Origin of the sequence: Achromobacter deleyi (assembly GCF_016127315.1) — a bacterium.
Classification (GTDB): Bacteria; Pseudomonadota; Gammaproteobacteria; order Burkholderiales; family Burkholderiaceae_B; genus Achromobacter; species Achromobacter insuavis_A.
In genome coordinates, this window is the sequence record NZ_CP065997.1 from 1,890,395 (window position 1) to 1,903,601 (window position 13,207).

The window sequence follows — 13,207 nt, forward strand, 5'->3', positions numbered from 1 at the left end:
GCCCGGCAATGAAAAAAGGCCATGCTGGAAACCAGCATAGCCTTTCAGTGTGGCGCTTGAATAACGGGACGGATCAGTCGCCGTACAGCTTCTGCCGCATTTCGCGCCGTTCCTGCGCTTCCAGCGACAGGGTGGCGGTGGGGCGGGCCAGCAGGCGCGGGATGCCGATGGGTTCGCCGGTTTCCTCGCACCAGCCGTATTCGCCGCTGTCGATGCGGGCGATGGACTGTTGCACCTTCTTGAGCAGCTTGCGCTCGCGGTCGCGGGTGCGCAGCTCGAGGGCGTGTTCTTCCTCGATGGTGGCGCGGTCGGCGGGATCGGGCACGAACTGCGTTTCACGCAGGTGCTCGGTGGTTTCGCCGGCGTTGGCCAGGATGTCCTGTTCGAGTTGTTTGAGCCGTTCCTTGAAGAACGCCAGCTGGCGTTCGTTCATGTAGTCGGACTCGGGCATGGCCAGCAATTCCTTCTCGCTGGGCAGATCAATCGCCGTATCGCTCGTCGACTTGCTTGATTTTTTGGTTGCTGCCTTGGTAGCCATGAAAACACTCCACTATGAATCGATCCTGGCGCGGGCTTGTCTTCCCGGTCCGTGTTTGCTGCCTACGCTATTCGTACCCTCACAGTACTGCCTTCGTCGCACCGCGTCACGTTATCCGGAAAGGGGATTACCCCGCCAGGCACTGCTCCAAGCCCCGGGTGAAAATCTCCTGGGGCAGCTTGCGTCCGATGAAGACCATCTTGGTGGACGGTTTTTCGGCCGCGGTCCACGGTTTGCCGGGTTCGGCGCCCATCATCATGTGCACACCCTGGAACAACATGCGGCGGTTGATGCCCTTCATGTACAGGATGCCCTTGTAGCGCAGCAGGTCGGGACCATAGACCTGCACCACGCCGCCCAGGAATTCCTCAAGGCGCGCGGGATCGAACGGCTTGTTGGACCGGAACACGAACGCGCCGATTTCGTCGTCGTGCTTGGGGTGGTGATGATGCGCGTGATTGCAGTGCGCCCCGCAGTCGCCGTCGTGATCGTGGTCATGGTCGTGGCCGTGGTGGTCATGGCCGTGATCATGGTCGTGGCCGTGCCCGTGTGCATGGCTGTGGGCGGCGTCGGGGTGCTCATCGGCCAGGAAGTCCGGGTCGATGTCGAGAATGGAATTCAGGTTGAAGCCGCTGATGTCGATGATCGACTTCAGGTCGGCGTCGCCGAAGTTGACCGCGGTGATGGGCGCGCGCGGGTTCATCCGCAGCAGGCGGTTGCGCAGCGCTTCGTAGTCGACGTCGTTGACCAGGTCTTTCTTGGAGATCAGGATGCGGTCCGCGAAGCCAACTTGCTTCTGGGCTTCGGGCTGTTCATCCAGCGTCAGCATGCCGTGCTTGGCGTCGACCACCGTGACCACCGCGTCCAGGCGGTAGTACTCGGCGATGTCGTCGTCCATGAAGAACGTCTGGCACACCGGGCCGGGGTTGGCCATGCCGGTGGTTTCCAGGATGACGCGTTCGAAATTCAGGGCGCCAGCCTCGCGCTTGGCGCGCAGGTCGGACAGGGTGCGCATCAGGTCGCCGCGCACCGTGCAGCAGACGCAGCCGTTGGACAGCTCGATGATTTCCTCGTCGCTGTCCTGCACCAGCAGGTCGTTGTCGATGCTTTCCGGTCCGAATTCGTTTTCGATGACCGCGACGCGGCGGCCATGGAATTCGGTCAGGATACGCTTGAGCAGGGTGGTCTTGCCCGCACCGAGAAAGCCGGTGAGGATGGTGACGGGAACCATTTTGTCCAAACTGCGCGGGGTGTTCATGGCGAAGCTGCTTGCGTGAAGTAAAGGCGGTTAGACACGGCGGTCAAGCGCGGGATGCTGGCGGGCGGCAGCGGGTGCCGATTGCCTGCCTGACATCGCTCGACCGATGTTACTGCCACAGGCTGCGAGGGCCGCCGATCGCGGCCGGACGCAGGATTACAGCACAGTCGAGGGCGGGGGGCAAACCCCGGGCCAACCCGGGGGCCGTAGCCGCCCAGATCGCGGCTGTACGCCGTCAAGTATCGGGCGATATCACTATTTTGGGGCGATTTTCCGGATTTCAAGTATCCGGATGAAAGCGGGCGGACAGCGGGGGCAGGGGCCCGTCATCCGACGGGCCGCGCCGCGCGTCTCAGTGGTGATGGTGGTGATGCCCGGCGTCGGCCGGCTGCTGCTTCTGGCACTGCGGGCACAAGGCCCGGATCTCGGTCTCGTGGGTGGCCAGGACGTAGCCCGTTTGGGCGACGCGCTCGGCCAGCTGGCGGCTCATGGCGGGGTCGGACACTTCGGCCACCGCGCCGCAGCCGGTACAGACCACCAGCAGGTCATGGGGCGCGCCGCCGACGTCGTGGCAGGCGCTCCAGGCGTTGACCGCGTCCAGCCGGTGGATCAGGCCTTCGTCCATCAGGAAGTCCAGCGCACGGTACACCGTGGGAGGCGCGGCGCCCGGGTGCACTTCGCGCATCGCTTCGAGCAGCTCGTAGGCCTTCAGGCTGCGGCCGTGGCGCAGCAGCAGTTCCAGCACCTTGCGGCGGATGGGGGTCAGGCGGCTGCCGCGTTGTTCGCACAGCGCCTCGGCGACGCTGAGTTGGGCGCCTACGGTGTCACTGCGGGGAGAACGGGGCGGAGCGGGCATGGCGGGCTTCATCTGAATGGGGAACGCGCGCGACGCGCGCGAGATGCCTGGAAGGTAGCAGAAAACATCCAGGTGCGGGCAAAAGCCAGCGATTCAAGCCAATTTGGTTATGATATAACATAATGCTGTTTTACCGTTTGTCGCCGTCATGTCCCATTTTTCGCTCCTGCCCCCGCGGCCCGGCGCCGCGTCGGGCCCCCGCGCATCGTTCCGTTCCGCCTTCCTTGTATCCGCCTGGCGCCGCATGGCGTTCGCCCTGGTGGCCGTCGTCGCGCTGTGGGCGCTGACCGGCTGGGCGCTGGATTGGTGGCCGCGGTGAGCGCCGCCCCGGTCGCCATCGAGCTGCACAACGCCTCGTTCGGGTGGCACGGGCACGCCGCGCTGCGCGGCGTCTCGGGCCGCTTCGAGCCGGGCGCCATGACCGCCGTGATCGGGCCCAACGGCGCGGGCAAGTCGACCCTGGTCAAGGGCATCATGGGCGTGCTGCGGCCGATGTCGGGCCGCGTCAGCATCGGCGGCGCCGGCCGCGCCGAGCTGGCCTGGCTGCCGCAGGCCGCCGAACTGGACCGCGCCTTTCCCGTGACGGTGCTCGACCTGGTGGCCCTGGGCGCCTGGCGCCGGGTCGGCGGCTGGCGGCGCTACGGCGGCGACGAACTCGACCGCTGCATGCAGGCGCTGGAGACCGTGGGCCTGGCGGACATGGCCGGCCGCGGCGTGGATACGCTGTCCGGCGGCCAGATGCAGCGCACCCTGTTCGCCCGCATGCTGGTGCAGGATGCGCCGGTGCTGCTGCTGGACGAGCCGTTCACCGCCGTCGACAGCCATACCGCGGATGACCTGATGGCGCTGCTGTGCGGCCTGCACGGCCAGGGCCGCTCGGTGATCGCGGTGCTGCACGACATGGACCTGGTGCGCGAGCATTTCCCGCAGTGCCTGCTGCTGTCGGGTTCCGTGGTGGCCTGGGGCGACACCGAGTCGGTCCTGACCGATGCGCACCTGAAGACGGCGCGCCAATGGCACGCTAGGGCCTACGCATGAGCGCGTTGCAGTGGGTCGTGTCCCCCTTCATCGATTACGGCTTCATGCGGCGCGCGCTGGCCGGCGCCTGCTCGCTGTCGCTGGGCGCGGCGCCGCTGGGCGTGTTCCTGGTGTTGCGGCGGATGAGCCTGATGGGCGATGCCATGTCGCACGCCATCCTGCCCGGCGTGGCGGCCGGCTTCCTGCTGTCGGGCCTGTCGCTGTGGGCCATGATGCTGGGCGGCATCGCCACCGGCCTGGTGGTGGCCCTGCTGGCCGGCCTGGTGGCGCGCCTGACGCCGCTGCGCGAGGACGCCAGCTTCGCGGCCTTCTACCTGATCTCGCTGGGCCTGGGGGTGCTGCTGGTATCGCTGCGCGGCTCCAACATGGATCTGCTGCATGTGCTGTTCGGCACGGTGCTGGGGCTGGACGACGCGTCGCTGCTGCTGGTCTCCATCACGGCCAGCGTCACGCTGCTGGCGCTGGCCGCGCTCTACCGCCTGCTGGTGGCGGAGTGCCTGGATCCGGCCTTCCTGCGCGCCAGCGGCGGCCGGGGCGGCTGGGTCCACATGACCTTCCTGGTGCTGGTGGTGGTGAACCTGGTGGCCGGCTTCCAGGTGCTGGGCACCTTGATGGTGGTCGGCATCATGATGCTGCCGGCCGCCGCGGCCCGTTTCTGGCTGCGGTCCGCCGCCGGTCAATTGCCGCTGGCCGCGGGCATCGGCGTGGCCGCCTCGGTCGCCGGCCTGCTGGTGTCGTATCACTTCAATGTGCCGGCCTCGCCCGCCATCATCCTGGCTGCCGGCGTCTGTTACCTGTTTTCCATCGTCTGCGGCCCGCATGGCGGGCTGCTGCGGGCGCCGCGCGTCTCGCGCCGGGCCTGAGCTCTCAAGGAGATTCACCATGCCTTCCCTCTTTCCGGCGCTGGCGCGCCGCCGTGCGATGCTGGCCGCGGCCGGCCTGTGGCTGTCGACGGCTTTCGGCGCGGCGTACGCGGCCGACCCGTTGCCGGTGGTGGCCAGCTTCTCGATCCTGGGCGACATCGTCCAGGAAGTCGGCGGCGCCGACGTCAAGGTGAGCACGCTGGTGGGCCCGGACGGCGATGCCCACGAATACGAACCCACGCCCGCCGATGCCAAGAAACTGGCGGCTGCCAAGGTGCTGTTCGTCAATGGCCTGGACTTCGAGGCCTGGCTGCCGCGCCTGGTCAAGGCCTCCGGCTTCGCCGGGCCGACCGTGGTCGCCTCCAAGGGCGTGACGCCGCGCAAGTTCGCCGGCCATGGCGACGAGCACGGTGACAAGCATGACGACAAGGACCACGATCATGGCCATGCCCACGACCACGGCGGCCATCACCACCACGACGCCGATCCGCACGCCTGGCAGAACCTGGCCAACGGCGTGATCTACGCGCGCAACGTGGCCGACGGCCTGGCGGCCGCCGACCCGGCCCATGCCGACGCCTACCGCAAGCGCGCCGATGCCTACATCGCCCGCGTGCAGGCGGCGGACGCGGCCGTGCGCAAGACCTTCGCGGCGATTCCGGCGGAACGCCGCAAGGTGGTCACCTCGCACGACGCGTTCGGCTATTTCGGCGATGCCTATGGCGTGAGCTTCATCGCGGCGATGGGCATCTCGACCGAGGCCGAGCCGTCCGCCGGCGACGTGGCCCGCATCATCGAACAGGTCAAGCGCGACAAGGTGCCGGCGGTGTTCATCGAGAACATCACCAGCCCGCGCCTGGTGCAGCAGATCGCCCGAGAAACGGGCGCGAAGGTGGGTGGTACGCTGTATTCCGATGCCCTGTCCAAGCCCGGACAGCCCGGCGCCACCTACCTGGAAATGTTTGAATGGAACGTTCGTCAACTCGCCGCGGCCTTGCAGCCCTGATCGCCGTGGCGGGTGCGCTGGCGGCTGGCGCCGCCGGCGCGCACCCGCACATGTGGATCGACGCCCGCGCCGTCATCGATCTGGACGAGCAGCACCGCGTGACGGCGGTGCGGCAGGTCTGGCTGTTCGACGAGATGTTCGGCGCCTACGCCACGCAGGGACTCAAGAAGGGCAAGGGCGGCGCCTTGCCCGAAGACACCCTGAAAGGCATGGCGCAGGATTGGATGAAGGCGCTGGGCGAACCGGTGTCGCATTACTTCACGCGGGTCACCGTGGCGGGCAAGAGCGCGGTGTTCGCCGCGCCGCGCGATGCGCGCGTGACCTGGAACGCCAAGACCGGCCGGCTGGCGCTGGCGTTCACGCTGCCGCTGGCCGAGCCCGCCACGCTGGACGCCGCGGGCGCGCAGGTGGACATCTACGACCCGACCTACTTCGTGGCGTACGCCTTCGATGACAAGGGGGCGGTCGCGCTGGGCGGACCCGGCGCGGCGGCCTGCAAGCAGGCTTACCGCAAGCCCAAGGAACTGGATTGGAACACCATGCAGCAACTGGCCGCGATCCCGGCCGATCCGGACGCGCTGCCGGAAGAGCTTTTCGCCATCACCAAGGGGCTGACGCACCGCATCGAGGTGCAATGTTCGTAGGGCGGCGTCCGGCCGCCGCGCTGGCGTGGCTGTTCGCGCTGGCCGCGATGGCCTGGGCCGGCCTGGCCGACGCGCAGGGCGCGCATCCCTTCGGCGTGCCGGAGAGCGGCGCCGGCCTGGGCGGTCCCGGCTGGCTGGCGGGCTTCTTCGGCCAGGTCTCGGTGTGGCAGACCCATTTCTATCGCCAACTGACCGCGGCGGTGCGCGCCTGGCAGGCCGATGGCGGCGCCTGGCTGCTGATTGGCCTGTCGTTCGCCTACGGCGTGTTCCATGCGCTCGGTCCGGGCCACGGCAAGGCGGTGATTTCCTCCTATGTGCTGGCCAACCGCCAGACCGCGCGCAACGGCGCGCTGCTGGCGCTGGTGTCGTCGCTGGTGCAGGCGCTGGTGGCGATCGTGATGGTGGCGGTGCTGGCGCTGGTGTTCAACGCCACGGCCGCGGCGATGAACCAGGCCACGCGCTGGCTGGAGCTGGCCTCGTATGGGCTGGTGACCTTGCTGGGCGCGTGGCTGGTCTGGATCAAGGCGATCCGGCCGTTGTCGCGGCGCCGGCCGGCGCGGGCCGCCGCCATGGTCGCGGCGCCGGTCGCGGTGGCCCCGGCCCTGAAGGGCGGCGCGGCCTTGCGTGCGATTGCGATCCACGCGCCGGCGCCGCACGTCCATGACCACGCTCATCCGCATGAGCATCACGATGATTGCGGTTGCGGCCATGCCCATGTGCCGCCGCCGGAGCAGGTGGCGGGGCCGTTGAACTGGCGTCGCGCCTGGTCGGCGATTTTCGCGGTGGGCTTGCGGCCCTGCAGCGGCGCGCTGATCGTGCTGGTGTTCGCGTTGTCGCAAGGGTTCTTCCTGGCCGGCGTGGCCTCGGCCCTGGCGATGGGCCTGGGCACGGGCCTGACGGTGGCGGCGCTGGCCTGCCTGGCGGTCGCGGCCGGCGGCGCGGCCAATGCGCTGGGCGCGCGCCTGTCGGGCGTCGCGGCGGCGCGTTTGCGTTACGGGGTGGAGGCCTTGGCGGCGCTGGCGGTACTGGCGCTGGGCGTGCTGCTGCTGGGTGGCATGCTGGCCGGCGGCGGCTGACGCGCCGCCGCGTTCAGGACTTGCGGCCGGCGCGCGGATGGGCCTGGTCGTAGGCCCGCGCCAGGTGCTGGAAGTCCAGCCGGGTATAGATCTGGGTGGTCGAGATGTTGGCGTGGCCCAGCATTTCCTGCACGGCGCGCAGGTCCTGCGCCGATTGCAGCACGTGGCTGGCGAAGCTGTGGCGCAGCACGTGCGGATGCACATGGGTCGGCAGGCCGGCGGCCTGCGCGATCCGGGCCAGCTGCAATTGCACCACGCGCGGCGAGATACGCCGGCCACGGGCGCCAAGGAACAGGGCGGCGGCATCGTCGGCGGACGCGGCTGGCGGCGCCAGCTGCTCGCGCACGTCGATCCAGCGCCGCAGCGCCGCCAGGGCGGCCTGGCCCACCGGCACCGAGCGGCGCTTGCCGCCTTTGCCCAGCACGATCACTTCGGCCTCTTCCAGGCTGAGCCAGCCGCGCGATTCATGGTCGGCCGAGCGCGTGTAGCGCAGGTCCAGCCCGACCAGCTCGGACAGGCGCAGGCCGCTGGAATACAGCAGCTCGAACATGGCCTGGTCGCGCAGGGCGGCCGGTTCGGTGGCGACCTTGGCCGGCGCGCGGTCGAGCAAAGCCTGGGTCTGTTCCACCGACAGGGCCTTGGGCAGGCCGCGCGGCGCCTTGGGCGCGCGCACCCCGGCCACGGGGTTGCCGGCCAGGCCGATCGTCGGCGCCCACCATTGATAGAAGCCGCGCCAGGCCGCCAGTGTGCGCGCCAGGCTGCGCGGGCCGCGGCCCTGCGCATGCAGCCGCGCGACGAACTGGCGGATATGGCCGTTGGCGAGCTTGTCGAGCGGCTGCTTGGCGCGTTCGGCCAGCTCGATCAGGAAGCGCAGCTCGCGCCGGTAGCCGTCCAGCGTGTGGGGGGAATAGCGGCGATTGCTTTCCAGATGGCGCAGCCAGGCGGCCATCGGATCGGGCAGGGGGGCGTCCGGCGCTTGCGTTGGCATGGCGTGTTCCGAGGCCCCCGCCGTCATGATCGGCTCAGGCCTTGGGCGCGGCCGGGTTCAACCGGTGCAGCGCCGCCGAGGCCAGCTGGCCGATGGCTTCCAGGAACGCGGTGCCCATCTCGGGCGTGAAGCGTTCGGCGTCGTCCGATCCCAGCACCAGCAGGCCGACGCTGACGCCATCGGCTTCCAGGCGCAGCGGCACCAGGGCCAGCGACTTGGGCTTGGCGTCCAGCCAGCCGACGGCCTCGAAGGCCGTGTCGGTGCCGCAGTACGGCGCCTTCAGGCTGTCGGCGAAGGTGCGCACATCCTGCGTGACGGGCTCGCCATAACCGCTGTCGGGCAGTTCCGGCAGGTTCCACAGGCGCAGCGCCACGTGGTTCAGCTCGAACTGTTCAGCCAGGCCCAGGGCGATCTCGCCGGGCACCAATTGCGGATCCGGTTCGGACAGCAGGCGGCAGCACCATTTGGAGATGTGGCTGCCGATGGTTTCGTTGGCGGTGGCGTTGCGCACCAGCTCGTTCAGGCGCCACTCGAGCTCGCGGTTGCGTTCGCGCAGCGTGAGGATCTGGCGTTCGCCCAGCGAAATGGCGCGCGAGCCGTGCGGGTGCGGCACCTGCAGCGTGGCGAAGACGTCGGCGTGCTCGTCGAAGAAGCCGGGGTGTTCCTGCAGGAAGTTGGCGATGTCCTGGGCGGTGAAAGCGGTATCGGTCATGGGGTTATCGGTTCAGCGCCATGGAGAAGACGAGCTTGTCGATGTCGACCTGGCCCGTGAAGACGGATTCGGCCGGTCCGGTCATGCGCAGCTGGTCGCCGTTCCAGGCGATGGTCAGCACGCCGCCGCGCGTCTGCACGCGCACCGGGGAATCGAGCAGGCCGCGGCGGATGCCGGCCGCGACGGCGGCGCAGGCGCCGGTGCCGCAGGCCAGCGTCTCGCCGGCGCCGCGCTCGTGCACGCGCAGGCGGATGTTGTGGCGGTCGACGACCTGCATGAAGCCGGCGTTGACGCGGCGGGCGAAGCGCGGGTGGTTCTCGATCAGCGGACCGACGACGGCGACGGGCGCGGTATCGACGTTGTCCACCACCTGCACCGCGTGCGGGTTGGAGATGGCCACGGCCGACAGGGCGACGCTGCGCGGCAGGTCGGCGGGCACGTCGAGTTCCAGTTCCCACAGGGTGTCCTGGCCTTCGGTGCGCGAAGTGAGTCCGGCGGTGTCGAACGGCAATGCGGCCGGGTCGAAGCGGGTGCTGCCCATCTCGACCGTGACCTGCTCGTCGTCGCCCTCGTCCAGCACCAGGATGCCGGTGGCGATCTCGGCGCGCAGCGGGTTGCGGTCGGACAGGCCCTGTTCATGCACGAAACGCACGAAGCAGCGCGCGCCGTTGCCGCAATGCTCGACCTCGCTGCCGTCGGAATTGAAGATGCGGTAGCGGAAGTCGGCGTCGGGCCGGGTGGCGCGTTCGACCAGCAGGATCTGGTCGGCGCCGATGCCGAAGTGGCGATCGCCCAGCGCGCGGGCGCGCTCGGGCGTCATCTCGATGGCCTGGCGGACCCCGTCCAGGACGACGAAATCGTTGCCTGCGCCATGCATTTTGGTGAAGTTCCAGTTCATGGGGAGATTATCGCCCATTCTGGCCGGGGAAACCGCACCGGCGCTGGCCGGGCCGTGTCCTAGTAGATCTTGGGCTCGCCCGGCGGGCGGGTCTTGAAACGGCGGTGGACCCAGTAATACTGGCTGGGGCAGCGCCGCACCCAGCCTTCCAGTTCGCGGTTCAGGCGCGCGGTGGCTTCTTCCAGCGTGTCGTCGCCCGGGAAGTTCTCCAGCGGCGGCAACACCTCGGCGTGGTAGCGGCCGGTCTCCGGGTTCCAGAAATCCAGGATCGGCAGCACGGCCGCGTCCCATTTCTGGGCCAGTTGCGCGGTGGCCAGCAGCGTCGCCGCCTGGATGCCGAAGAACGGCGCGAACACGGCGCCCTGGCGGCCGAAATCCATGTCGGGCAGGTAGTACACCGGGCGCGGCGCGCGCAGGTGGCGGATCAGGTCGCGCACGCCATCCTTGCGGCTGACCAGGAATACCTCATTGAAGCGGGCGCGGCCGGCGGCCACCACCGCGTCGATGTGCGGGTCGCTCTGCGGCGTGTACATGGTGGCCGCGCTCGGCACTTCCATGGTCAGGCGCGTGGCGGCCGCGTCCAGGCCGATGAAGTGCGGCGCCAGCAGGATCACCGCGCGGCCCTGCGCGGTCAGCTCATTGATGCGCTCGGCGCCGCTCTGCGTGACCATGTCCTTGATGGCTTCCGGCGTGCCGTACCACAGCACGCCGCGGTCGACGATGGATTGCGCCAGCGCCCGGAAGTGTTCGCGCACCCAGCGCTCGCGCACTTCCTCGGGTTGTTCCGGAAAGCACAGTTCGAGATTGCGGCGCACGATGTGGGCGCGCGATTTGGCCAGGCGCACGGCCAGCCAGCCGAGCACGGCGCCGATGCGTAGCCGGGTGGACGGCCGTATGCGGCCGAACCATTTCAGCAGATTGACCAGTGTGCGCGTTTTCGATTCTTTCATGGATAGTTGGAGAGCTTGAGACCAGGGCGGCGGGGCGTGGGCGCCGGCTTCAGTGGGGCGCGGTGGCCGCGTCGTCAGCGGGGGCGGGCGGGGCGCCGCGCGGGGTCTTGTAGCGGTTGTAGCTCCAGAGATACTGCTGCGGACAGCGGCGGATCAGCGTTTCCATGGCGGCGTTGAGCAGCGCGGCCTGGGCCTGGGGATCGGCCGGCAGCGGCTCGGGCACCCGCACATAATGGATGCGCCAGCCGCGGCCGCCCGGCAGGCGTTCGCCGGCGGTCAGGATGATGGGGACGCCGGTCTGGGAGGCCAGTTTGCCCGGCAGGGTCATGGTGTAGGCCATGCGTCCGAAAAATGGCGCCCAGACGCCGTCGCCGACGCCCGGCGCCTGGTCGGGCAGCATGCCGACCGACTCGCCGCGACGCAGGGCCCGCACGAATTCCCGCACGCCCTGCATGGTGGCCGGCACTGCGTTGACCGCGGAGCCGTTGCGCGCGGTTTCCAGCAGCGGCGCCAGGATGTCCTTGCGTGGCGGACGGAACATCACCGTCATGGGCATCAGGCGCGCCAGGTAGCGGGCGGTGATCTCGAAACAGCCCAGGTGTGGAGTCAGGAACAGGATGCCGCGGTTTTCGGCGCGGGCCGCGGCCACCACGTCGTTGTCGTCGGACACGACCTGGGCCAGGCTCTGTTCATTGCGAAACCAGACTCGCGGCATCTCCAGGATCATGGCGCCGGCCTCGCCGGCCGCGCGGCGGGCAAAGGCCGCGTCGGGGTAGCCGGCCTGCGTCGCGTTGGCCCGCAGGCGGCGCCGGTACTTGCCGGGAAACGCATACGCGATGCGGCCGAGCAGGCGCCCGAGCGCGTGCGCGACGGGCAGGGGCAGGGATGCGAACAGGCGGAACAGGGCGAGCAGCATGCGGCAAATGGGCGATATCGGGCATGGTGGTGCCGGTGCTCGAGCGAAAGACCCCACCCGTGGCACAAGCATAAGAACCGCATTTTCGCTTAAAATCGACTCGTCGCCGAGTTAACCGACAACTTGCGGGGCGACGGCAGGATCCCGGCGCGTCATGCGTCGCTTGCCAAATCCGCTAAAGCGTCGCGCCCAGATCAGCGTATGCCATGCAGTCCGGGGTGCAACGCGCCTCGTGAACCTATGTTCCGGCTGTACCGGACATCAAAGGACGCATCTGTGGCCAATAACGACTTTCTCTTCACCTCCGAATCCGTTTCCGAAGGGCACCCCGACAAGGTAGCCGATCAGGTTTCCGACGCGATTCTGGACGCCATCTTCACCCAGGATCCGAACGCCCGCGTGGCGGCGGAAACCCTGTGCAACACGGGCCTGGTCGTGCTGGCCGGTGAGATCACCACCACCGCCAACGTCGACTACATCCAGGTCGCGCGCGACACGATCCGCCGCATCGGCTACGACAACACCGAGTACGGCATCGACTACAAGGGCTGCGCGGTGCTGGTCGCCTACGACAAGCAATCGCCGGACATCGCCCAGGGCGTGGACCGCAGCTCGGAAGACTACCTGAACCAGGGCGCGGGCGACCAAGGCCTGATGTTCGGCTACGCGTGCGACGAAACCCCCGACCTGATGCCGGCCCCGATCTGGTACGCGCACCGCCTGGTGCAGCGCCAGAGCGAACTGCGCAAGGACGGCCGCCTGGCGTGGCTGCGCCCTGACGCCAAGTCGCAAGTGACCTTCCGCTACGTCGACGGCCGCCCGGCCGAAGTCGACACCGTGGTGCTCTCGACCCAGCACGCGCCGGAAGTCTCGCAAGAGACCATCCGCGAAGCCGTGATCGAGGACATCATCAAGCCCAGCTTCCCCGACGGCCTGATCACGCCCAAGACCAAGTTCCTGGTCAACCCGACCGGCCGCTTCGTCATCGGCGGCCCGCAGGGCGATTGCGGCCTGACCGGCCGCAAGATCATCGTCGACACCTACGGCGGCGCTTGCCCGCACGGTGGCGGCGCGTTCTCGGGCAAGGATCCGTCCAAGGTCGACCGTTCGGCCGCCTACGCCGCCCGCTACGTGGCCAAGAACATCGTGGCCGCCGGCCTGGCGCGCCAGTGCCAGGTGCAGGTCAGCTACGCCATCGGCGTGGCCGAACCCATCAACATCACCGTCTACACCGAAGGCACCGGCGTCATTCCCGACGACCAGATCGCCAAGCTGGTGCGCGAGCATTTCGACCTGCGTCCGAAGGGCATCGTCAACATGCTGGACCTGCTGCGCCCGATCTACACCAAGACCGCCGCGTATGGCCACTTCGGCCGTTCCGAGCCGGAATTCTCGTGGGAAGCCACGGACAAGGTCCAGGAACTGAAGAAGGGCGTGTAACGCATCCTTCCAAAGTAAAAAAAG

General features: G+C 68.7%; 14 protein-coding genes. 6 read left to right on the forward strand and 8 right to left on the reverse strand.

Features of this window, described 5'->3' with window-relative positions:
- Positions 1-73: 73 nt before the first annotated feature.
- From dksA to I6I07_RS08495, 3 genes are all read right to left on the reverse strand, one after another.
- Positions 74-538, reverse strand: coding sequence for an RNA polymerase-binding protein DksA (dksA, locus tag I6I07_RS08485; RefSeq protein ID WP_006389752.1), 465 nt, complete (start codon positions 536-538; stop codon positions 74-76).
- A 127-nt stretch (positions 539-665) separates the two neighbouring features.
- Entirely contained in the window at positions 666-1,796 is a 1,131-nt protein-coding gene (locus tag I6I07_RS08490; RefSeq protein WP_198486310.1) for a CobW family GTP-binding protein, read from the reverse strand.
- A 352-nt stretch (positions 1,797-2,148) separates the two neighbouring features.
- The gene (locus I6I07_RS08495; protein WP_054501175.1) at positions 2,149-2,652 is read right to left on the reverse strand and encodes a Fur family transcriptional regulator; all 504 of its coding nucleotides are present in this window, start codon (positions 2,650-2,652) and stop codon (positions 2,149-2,151) included.
- 315 nt (positions 2,653-2,967) lie between these two features.
- Here I6I07_RS08495 and I6I07_RS08500 point away from each other — a divergent pair, with 315 nt between their 5' ends.
- Genes I6I07_RS08500 through I6I07_RS08520 form a run of 5 tightly spaced genes read left to right on the forward strand, consistent with a single transcriptional unit; the run spans position 2,968 to position 7,279 of the window.
- Complete coding sequence (locus tag I6I07_RS08500; RefSeq protein WP_198486311.1) at positions 2,968-3,690, forward strand: metal ABC transporter ATP-binding protein; 723 nt, start codon at positions 2,968-2,970, stop codon at positions 3,688-3,690.
- Complete coding sequence (locus I6I07_RS08505; protein WP_006391912.1) at positions 3,687-4,553, forward strand: metal ABC transporter permease; 867 nt, start codon at positions 3,687-3,689, stop codon at positions 4,551-4,553. Before I6I07_RS08500 ends, I6I07_RS08505 begins: the two co-directional genes overlap by 4 nt.
- 58 nt (positions 4,554-4,611) lie before the next feature.
- Complete coding sequence (locus I6I07_RS08510) at positions 4,612-5,559, forward strand: metal ABC transporter solute-binding protein, Zn/Mn family (protein ID WP_192579607.1); 948 nt, start codon at positions 4,612-4,614, stop codon at positions 5,557-5,559.
- Entirely contained in the window at positions 5,520-6,203 is a 684-nt protein-coding gene (locus I6I07_RS08515; protein ID WP_198486312.1) for a DUF1007 family protein, read from the forward strand. The genes I6I07_RS08510 and I6I07_RS08515 overlap by 40 nt, the downstream gene beginning before the upstream one ends.
- The gene (locus I6I07_RS08520) at positions 6,194-7,279 is read left to right on the forward strand and encodes a nickel/cobalt transporter (RefSeq protein WP_198486313.1); all 1,086 of its coding nucleotides are present in this window, start codon (positions 6,194-6,196) and stop codon (positions 7,277-7,279) included. The genes I6I07_RS08515 and I6I07_RS08520 overlap by 10 nt, the downstream gene beginning before the upstream one ends.
- A 13-nt stretch (positions 7,280-7,292) precedes the next feature.
- Here I6I07_RS08520 and xerC read toward each other — a convergent pair whose 3' ends face one another.
- From xerC to I6I07_RS08545, 5 genes are read right to left on the reverse strand one after another with little or no spacing between them, the layout of a single operon-like run.
- On the reverse strand, positions 7,293-8,267 hold the full coding sequence (gene xerC / locus I6I07_RS08525) for a tyrosine recombinase XerC (protein ID WP_198486314.1): 975 nt from the start codon (positions 8,265-8,267) through the stop codon (positions 7,293-7,295).
- 34 nt (positions 8,268-8,301) lie between these two features.
- Positions 8,302-8,979, reverse strand: coding sequence for a DUF484 family protein (locus tag I6I07_RS08530; RefSeq protein WP_198486315.1), 678 nt, complete (start codon positions 8,977-8,979; stop codon positions 8,302-8,304).
- Positions 8,980-8,983: 4 nt separating this feature from the next.
- On the reverse strand, positions 8,984-9,895 hold the full coding sequence (gene dapF / locus I6I07_RS08535) for a diaminopimelate epimerase (RefSeq protein ID WP_198486316.1): 912 nt from the start codon (positions 9,893-9,895) through the stop codon (positions 8,984-8,986).
- Positions 9,896-9,936: 41 nt separating this feature from the next.
- On the reverse strand, positions 9,937-10,827 hold the full coding sequence (locus I6I07_RS08540) for a lysophospholipid acyltransferase family protein (protein WP_198486317.1): 891 nt from the start codon (positions 10,825-10,827) through the stop codon (positions 9,937-9,939).
- A 49-nt stretch (positions 10,828-10,876) separates the two neighbouring features.
- Entirely contained in the window at positions 10,877-11,743 is an 867-nt protein-coding gene (locus I6I07_RS08545; protein WP_180189173.1) for a lysophospholipid acyltransferase family protein, read from the reverse strand.
- A 276-nt stretch (positions 11,744-12,019) separates the two neighbouring features.
- Between I6I07_RS08545 and metK the strand changes: the two genes are divergently transcribed.
- Entirely contained in the window at positions 12,020-13,183 is a 1,164-nt protein-coding gene (gene metK, locus I6I07_RS08550) for a methionine adenosyltransferase (RefSeq protein WP_006391903.1), read from the forward strand.
- The last annotated feature ends 24 nt before the right edge of the window (positions 13,184-13,207 follow it).

Coding starts and splice junctions, on each gene's coding strand:
- dksA (WP_006389752.1), bottom strand. CDS start 538: ATGGCTACCAAGGCAGCAACCAAAAAATCAAGCAAGTCGACGAGCGAT.
- I6I07_RS08490 (WP_198486310.1), bottom strand. CDS start 1,796: ATGAACACCCCGCGCAGTTTGGACAAAATGGTTCCCGTCACCATCCTC.
- I6I07_RS08495 (WP_054501175.1), bottom strand. CDS start 2,652: ATGCCCGCTCCGCCCCGTTCTCCCCGCAGTGACACCGTAGGCGCCCAA.
- I6I07_RS08505 (WP_006391912.1), top strand. CDS start 3,687: ATGAGCGCGTTGCAGTGGGTCGTGTCCCCCTTCATCGATTACGGCTTC.
- I6I07_RS08510 (WP_192579607.1), top strand. CDS start 4,612: ATGCTGGCCGCGGCCGGCCTGTGGCTGTCGACGGCTTTCGGCGCGGCG.
- I6I07_RS08515 (WP_198486312.1), top strand. CDS start 5,520: ATGGAACGTTCGTCAACTCGCCGCGGCCTTGCAGCCCTGATCGCCGTG.
- I6I07_RS08520 (WP_198486313.1), top strand. CDS start 6,194: ATGTTCGTAGGGCGGCGTCCGGCCGCCGCGCTGGCGTGGCTGTTCGCG.
- xerC (WP_198486314.1), bottom strand. CDS start 8,267: ATGCCAACGCAAGCGCCGGACGCCCCCCTGCCCGATCCGATGGCCGCC.
- I6I07_RS08530 (WP_198486315.1), bottom strand. CDS start 8,979: ATGACCGATACCGCTTTCACCGCCCAGGACATCGCCAACTTCCTGCAG.
- dapF (WP_198486316.1), bottom strand. CDS start 9,895: ATGGGCGATAATCTCCCCATGAACTGGAACTTCACCAAAATGCATGGC.
- I6I07_RS08540 (WP_198486317.1), bottom strand. CDS start 10,827: ATGAAAGAATCGAAAACGCGCACACTGGTCAATCTGCTGAAATGGTTC.
- I6I07_RS08545 (WP_180189173.1), bottom strand. CDS start 11,743: ATGCTGCTCGCCCTGTTCCGCCTGTTCGCATCCCTGCCCCTGCCCGTC.